General features: G+C 67.8%; 7 protein-coding genes. 6 read left to right on the forward strand and 1 reads right to left on the reverse strand.

Going from position 1 to position 6,530, the window contains the following annotated elements:
• Positions 1–18 precede the first annotated feature (18 nt).
• On the reverse strand, positions 19–648 hold the full coding sequence (locus RTW82_RS27575; protein WP_316927074.1) for an NAD(P)-dependent oxidoreductase: 630 nt from the start codon (positions 646–648) through the stop codon (positions 19–21).
• 184 nt (positions 649–832) lie between these two features.
• Between RTW82_RS27575 and RTW82_RS27580 the strand changes: the two genes are divergently transcribed.
• From RTW82_RS27580 to RTW82_RS27605, 6 genes are all read left to right on the forward strand, one after another.
• Positions 833–985 carry a PSPA7_2676 family Cys-rich small protein gene (locus tag RTW82_RS27580; RefSeq protein WP_021220762.1) on the forward strand — a complete coding sequence of 51 codons (153 nt, stop codon included), beginning with the start codon at positions 833–835 and terminating at the stop codon, positions 983–985.
• The gene (locus tag RTW82_RS27585) at positions 979–1,473 is read left to right on the forward strand and encodes an MgtC/SapB family protein (protein WP_184489191.1); all 495 of its coding nucleotides are present in this window, start codon (positions 979–981) and stop codon (positions 1,471–1,473) included. The genes RTW82_RS27580 and RTW82_RS27585 overlap by 7 nt, the downstream gene beginning before the upstream one ends.
• 68 nt (positions 1,474–1,541) lie before the next feature.
• The gene (locus RTW82_RS27590) at positions 1,542–1,784 is read left to right on the forward strand and encodes a hypothetical protein (protein WP_021220760.1); all 243 of its coding nucleotides are present in this window, start codon (positions 1,542–1,544) and stop codon (positions 1,782–1,784) included.
• A 20-nt stretch (positions 1,785–1,804) separates the two neighbouring features.
• Positions 1,805–2,686: a Ku protein gene (locus tag RTW82_RS27595; protein WP_316927075.1), complete on the forward strand. Its 882-nt coding sequence runs from the start codon at positions 1,805–1,807 to the stop codon at positions 2,684–2,686.
• 27 nt (positions 2,687–2,713) lie between these two features.
• Positions 2,714–5,275, forward strand: coding sequence for a DNA ligase D (ligD, locus tag RTW82_RS27600; protein ID WP_316927076.1), 2,562 nt, complete (start codon positions 2,714–2,716; stop codon positions 5,273–5,275).
• Positions 5,276–5,355: 80 nt separating this feature from the next.
• Positions 5,356–6,213, forward strand: coding sequence for an SDR family oxidoreductase (locus RTW82_RS27605; protein WP_316927077.1), 858 nt, complete (start codon positions 5,356–5,358; stop codon positions 6,211–6,213).
• The last annotated feature ends 317 nt before the right edge of the window (positions 6,214–6,530 follow it).

Here is a 6,530-nt window from a genome sequence, read left to right on the forward strand (position 1 = left end):
GCGCCCAGGCCTTGCCCATCAGCCCTGGATGCGCACCCGCTGGTGCCGGTGGGTCGCCAACTGGCATTCGTCGAGCACGGCGGCGGCGAAGCGGCGTAGCGCCGTCAGGGCGTCGGGCTCGTTGCTGTGGGTGGGGGCGAGGAAGTCGTCCAGGCCGAACAGGTCCTCGCCTCCCACGCTCGGCGTGTCCACCAGGGTCCAGCCCAGGGGGCTGTCCAGCAGGCGCTGTTGCAACTGCGCACCGGGCCCGTCCGGGTAGCCGGCGGTTTCATCCAGCCAACGGAAGTCACCGATCACCAGCAGGCGCTTGACCTTGGCCAGTGCCAGGCCGTCGAGCAGGGCGGTGATGCTGCGGAATTCCACCTCGAACCCCACCGCTGGTTGCCGGGCGCTGGCCAGCAGCGGCTGGCTGCACAGGTTGCACAGCACGGCGTCCATGCCTGCTACCGCACGGCTTACGGCCAGGGCATCGAAGGGGTCGCCGGGCTTGGTGCGGATGCCGGGGCGCGAGGGGACGGCGTTGAGGTCGTCGAGCAGTGCGGTGGCTTCCCATTGCCGGCTCAGGGCCTCCACCAGCACGGCGCTGCCCAGGCTGCCGAGGGCGCCGAACAGGGCCAGCTTGTAGGCGGGTGATTCGAGGTTCTTCATGGAAATTCCTTGGCAGTGTTGCGGGGCTTGCCATCTAGACCCGGGGCACGGCGCAAAGGGTTCATGAATCGCTCCGAGCGGCTTTGCCCGTGGCCTGGCGCAAAAAACAGCAAACCTTTGGCGAAGTGCCACAGTCGAAAAACATGAGTCCGGTATTCATACGGCACCCGCCGGTGGAGGTGACATGACGCTCTTCTGTCTGATCGGTGGTTGTTCCTGGTCGCCCAGCACCTCGGTGCACATCGGCAAGGAAGACCTGCTCTGCCAGGTGTGCGCCCGCTGCGGTGCCTATCGCTACCTGCCCCTGACGGGCGCCCTGGAGCGCGGTGGATCGTGACCTGGTGGGACCAGGTCCTGGCGACCCTCGCCAGCGAGTTTTCCGACCTTGATGACCCCACCCAGGCGACCCGGGTGACCTTGCGCGTGCTGCTGGCCGCGTTGCTCGGCGGCCTGCTCGGCTTCGAGCGCGAGCAGCACGGCAAGGCGGCCGGTATCCGCACCCACATGCTGGTGGCCCTGGGCGCCGCGCTCTTCGTCCTGGTGCCGCAAATGGCCGGCGCCGAACACGATGCGATGAGCCGGGTGATCCAGGGCATAGTCGCGGGCATCGGCTTTCTCTGCGCCGGCACCATCCTCAAGCGCGACAGCGTGGCCGAGGTGAAAGGCCTGACCACCGCCGCCGGCCTCTGGCTGACCACCGCCATCGGCGTCACCGTCGGCCTCGGCCGCGAAGCCACGGCGGTTCTCGCGACCCTGGTGGCGCTGGTGATCCTCAATCTGGTGCCGCACCTGGTGTCCCGCCTGGAAAAGCTCGACAAGCGATAGGCGAAACTCTTTTCCGCCGACGCGACTCAGAACCTTGTGTGGCAGTCAGCAACAAGGAGCTTTTCGCCATGTTCAGAGACTTCAAACACTGCACCGCATGGACCGATGCCATGAGGGAAGGGCAGAACTACGTCGGCCTCATCGAGTACCAGCCCAAGCGCGAAGGCGCCGGCGTGCGCGTGCTCTGGGTGCTGACGCCGGGCTGTGTGTGCGAGAACGAGGCGGAGACCGCCGCCGACAACATGCTGCGCGAGATCCGCGACATCACCGTGGAAGGCAGCGTGATCTACAGCGACGGCGTGGCGCTCTAGGCCCGCCCGAGAGGTGACCCATGGCGCGTGCGATCTGGAAGGGCGCTATCAGCTTCGGCCTGGTGCACATCCCGGTGGGCCTGGTTTCGGCCACCTCGTCCCAGGGCGTGGACTTCGACTGGCTGGACAAGCGCAACATGGACCCGGTGGGCTACAAGCGGGTCAACAAGCGCACCGGCAAGGAAGTGACCAAGGACGACATCGTCAAGGGCGTGGAGCTGGAGAAGGGCCGCTACGTGGTGATCAGCGAGGAGGAAATCCGCGCTGCCCACCCCGAGGCGACCCAGACCATCGATATCTTCGCCTTCGTCGACAGCGCTGCCATCCCCCTGCAGAACATCGATACCCCCTATTACCTGGCACCGGTCAAACGTGGCGAGAAGGTCTATGCCTTGTTGCGCGAGGCGCTCTCAGGCACCGCGAAGGTGGCCCTGGCCAATGTGGTGCTGCACACCCGCCAGCACCTGGCGGCGCTGATGCCGCTGGAGTCCGCGCTGGTGCTGGTGATGCTGCGCTGGCCCGCCGAGGTCCGCGGGCTGGACAGCCTGGAACTGGGCAGCGCGGTGACCGATGCCAAGCTGGCCAAGGCCGAGCTGGACATGGCCAAACGGCTGATCAAGGACATGAGCGCCGACTGGCAGCCTGACGAGTACGTCGACAGCTTCACCGACCGCATCATGGAACTGGTGGAGCGCAAGGCCAGCCAGGGCCGCATCGAGGCGGTGGAGTCGCCAGCGGGCGAGGAAGAGCGGCGCAGCGCGGATGTCATCGACCTCACCGACCTGCTCAAGCGCAGCCTCGGCGGCAAGCCCGCCAGCAAGGCCAAGCCGGCGAAGGCGGCCGCCAAACCGGCGCGCAAGAGCAGCGCCAAACCCTCACGGAGCAAGGCCAAGGCTGGCTGATTCCGCACCACGCCGAGGTGACCCGCCATGGCCCGCCGTTCCAGCGAATACAACCGCAAGCGCAATTTCGACGTCACCTCCGAGCCCCGGGAAGCCGCACGGCCCACCGGCCGCACCAAGGCCGGTGCGCTCAGTTTCGTCATCCAGAAGCACGACGCCCGCCACCTGCATTACGACTTCCGCCTCGAACTGGACGGCACCCTGAAGAGCTGGGCGGTGCCCAAGGGACCGAGCCTGGACCCCAAGGACAAGCGCCTGGCCGTGCATGTGGAAGACCACCCGTTGGGCTACGCCGAGTTCGAGGGCAGCATCCCGGCCGGGCAATACGGCGCAGGCGATGTGATCGTCTGGGATCGCGGCATCTGGCAGCCCCATGGCGACCCGCGCGCCGCCTATGCGGCCGGCAAGCTGACCTTCACCCTGGTGGGCGAGAAGCTCAGCGGCGACTGGAGCCTGGTGCGTACCCGCCTGCGAGGCAGTGGCGACAAGGAACAGTGGCTGCTGATCAAGCAGGACGACGAGGTGGCGCGCCCGGCGGACGAGTACGACATCGTCTCCGCCGAACCGGCCAGCGTGATCAGTGGCGCCGATGTGGGCAGCGATGCACCGGCCGCTCGTCCGCGCGCTTCCAGGGGGGCTGGCAAGGCGGCCAAGGCGCGCAAGGGCGCCGAACCGGGCATGCCCGACACCCTGGCGCCGCAGCTGGCGACCCTGGTGGATGCGCCACCCTCGGGCGACTGGCGCTACGAGATCAAGTTCGACGGCTACCGCATCCTCGCCCGCATCCGCGACGGCGAGGTGCGCCTCTACACCCGCAACGGCAACGACTGGACCGCACGCCTGCCGCTGCAGGCCCGCGACCTGGCGACGCTGGACCTGGGCGACAGCTGGCTGGACGGCGAGGTGGTGGTGCTCGACGACGACGGCCTGCCGAGCTTCCAGGGCCTGCAGAACGCCTTCGAGATCGGCCGCAGCCACAGCATCCTCTATTACCTGTTCGACGCCCCGTACCTCGATGGCCGCGACCTGCGCCAGCAGCCGCTGGAGGACCGCCGCGCCGCCCTGGAGCGGGTGCTCAAGGGCCACAAGCGCAGCCTGCTGCGCTTCTCCCAGGATTTTGCCGCCAGCCACGAATCGATCCTGGAAAGCGCCTGTTCTATGTCCCTGGAAGGGGTGATCGGCAAGCGCGCGGGCAGCCCCTACCGCTCGGCCCGCAGCCCGGACTGGATCAAGCTCAAGTGCCGCCGGCGCCAGGAGTTCGTCATCGTCGGCTACACCGCGCCCAAGGGCAGCCGCAGCGGTTTCGGCGCCTTGTTGCTGGCGGTGCACGACGAGCCGGGCGGGGCGGAGCTGCGCTACGCCGGCCGGGTGGGCACCGGTTTCGATGAGGCGCGGCTGGCCGACATTCTCGGCCGCCTGCAGGCCATCGCCCGCAAGGACAGCCCGCTGACCAAGGCCCTGACCGCCAGCCAGCGCCGGGGTGTGCACTGGGTGGAGCCGCAACTGGTGGCCGAGGTGGAGTTCGCCGAGTGGACCGGTGACGCCATCGTGCGCCAGGCGGCGTTCATCGCCCTGCGCAGCGACAAGCCGGCGGAGCAGATCATCCGCGAGCAGCCGCGCAGCGCCTCCAGCCTGAGAAAGGCACCCGCGGCGGCCGCCGAGACGGCCGGGCAAGCCGGGGAGGGTGGCCGCCAGACCCTGGCCAAGGTGTCCATCAGCCATCCGCAGCGGGTCATCGACGACCAGAGCGGCACCCAGAAACTGGAACTGGCGCGCTACTACGCAGACGTGGCCGAGTGGGTGCTGCCGCACCTGAAGGGGCGCCCGGTATCCCTGCTGCGGGCGCCGGAGGGCGTCGGTGGCGAGCTGTTCTTCCAGAAGCATGCCGAACGCCTGGCGATTCCCAATATCCGTCACCTCGACCCGTCGCTGGACCCCGGGCACGCGCGGCTGATGGAGATCGACACGCTGGAGGCCCTGGTGGGCGCGGTGCAAATGGGCGCCATCGAACTGCACACCTGGGGCGCCACCAGCGACCGCATCGAACGGCCGGACCGCCTGATCCTCGATCTCGACCCGGACCCCAAGCTGCCCTGGAAGACCATGCAGGAGGCCACCCGCCTGACCCTTTCGGTGCTCGATGAACTGGGCCTGCAGGCCTGGCTGAAAACCAGCGGCGGCAAGGGCATGCACCTGGTCGTCCCGCTGGCGCGCCATGCCGATTGGGACGAGGTGAAGGGGTTCGGCAAGGCCATCGCCAGTTTCCTCGCCCGCCAGTTGCCGGAGCGTTTCGTCGACAAGATGGGGCCGAAGAACCGCATCGGGCGCATCTTCGTCGACTACCTGCGCAACCAGCGTGGCGCCAGCACCGTGTGCGCCTACTCGGTGCGGGCTCGGCCGGGGCTACCGGTGTCGGTGCCCATCGAGCGCGATGAGCTGGAGCGGCTCAAGGGCTCGGCGCAATGGACCCTGGGCAACCTGCGCCAGCGCCTGGATGGCCTGGATCGAGACCCCTGGCACGACTACGTCGCCCGCCAGCGCATCACCCGTGCCATGTGGGAGCGCCTGGAAGCGGTGCCGGAGGACTGAGGCCGCTGGGTGAATTTCCCTGAACCGGCCGGGCCAGGGCCAGTCCTGTTGAGTAACAGGCACTGATACGGGAGACGACCATGAGCGACGAACAGACCCTTCCGCCCCAGCACCAGGATCAGCAACCGGGCCAGGAGACCGAGATGCGCCCGCAGCCGCTGACCATCGGCGAGTACTACCAGGCCGCCGGCAAGCTCGACGGCATGACCGCCATCGTCACTGGGGCCGACAGTGGCATCGGCCGTGCCGTTGCGGTGCATTACGCCCGCGAGGGTGCCAACGTGGCGGTGCTTTATCTGAACGAGGTGGAGGATGCCGAGCGCACGCGCCTGGAGGTGCAGGCGGCGGGGGGCGAGGCGCTGCTGTTCGCCGGTGATGCGGCCGATGGCGAGTTCTGCCGCCGGGTCATCGAGGCGGTGATCGAGAAGTGGGGCAGGGTGGACGTGCTGGTGAACAACGCCGGTGAGCAGCATCCCCAGCAACGCCTGGAGGACATCTCCGAAGAGCAGTGGGAGCAGACCTTCCGCACCAACATCTTCGCCATGTTCCAGCTGACCAAGGCCGCGCTGCCGCACCTGCGCCCGGGGGCCAGCATCATCAACACCAGCTCGGTGACCGCCTACAAGGGCAACCCGACGCTGCTGGACTATTCCTCCACCAAGGGCGCGATCACGTCCTTCACCCGCTCCCTGGCGCTGAACCTGGCCAAGCGCGCCATCCGCGTCAACGCCGTGGCCCCGGGGCCGATCTGGACGCCGCTGATCCCGTCCACCTTCGATGCCGAGAAGGTCAGCCACTTCGGCGCCGAAACACCCCTAGGCCACCCCGGCCAGCCGGCGGACGTGGCCCCGGCCTACGTCTACCTCGCCAGTGCCGATTCCGCCTATGTCAGCGGCCAAGTGCTGCACGTGAACGGCGGCATCGTGGTGAACGGCTAGGGCGGCACGCGTGGGAGCGGCTTCAGCCGCGAAAGACCTGCAGCAGCCACTGGGTCACGAGCTGGCCGCACACTCCATCGCGAATGAATTGGCTCTGTCTGCGTTAAGTGTTGCTAGAGGATTTGAGCCCAACTGATTGCCGAGCTCTGGTGATGTTTCTGGTTTCGCCCTCCCGGGCGAGTCTCTTTTGGCAGTCGCCCCAAAAGAAACCAAAAGGGCTTGCCAAGGGCTTGCCCCATCATCCGGCCCCGGCTTCGCCGGGGTTCCCTCACTCTGCGGGCCGCTTTCGCGAATGAATTCGCTCCCAAGCTCACCTC

The organism is Pseudomonas sp. zfem005, from assembly GCF_032621735.1.
Classification (GTDB): Bacteria; Pseudomonadota; Gammaproteobacteria; order Pseudomonadales; family Pseudomonadaceae; genus Metapseudomonas; species Metapseudomonas solani.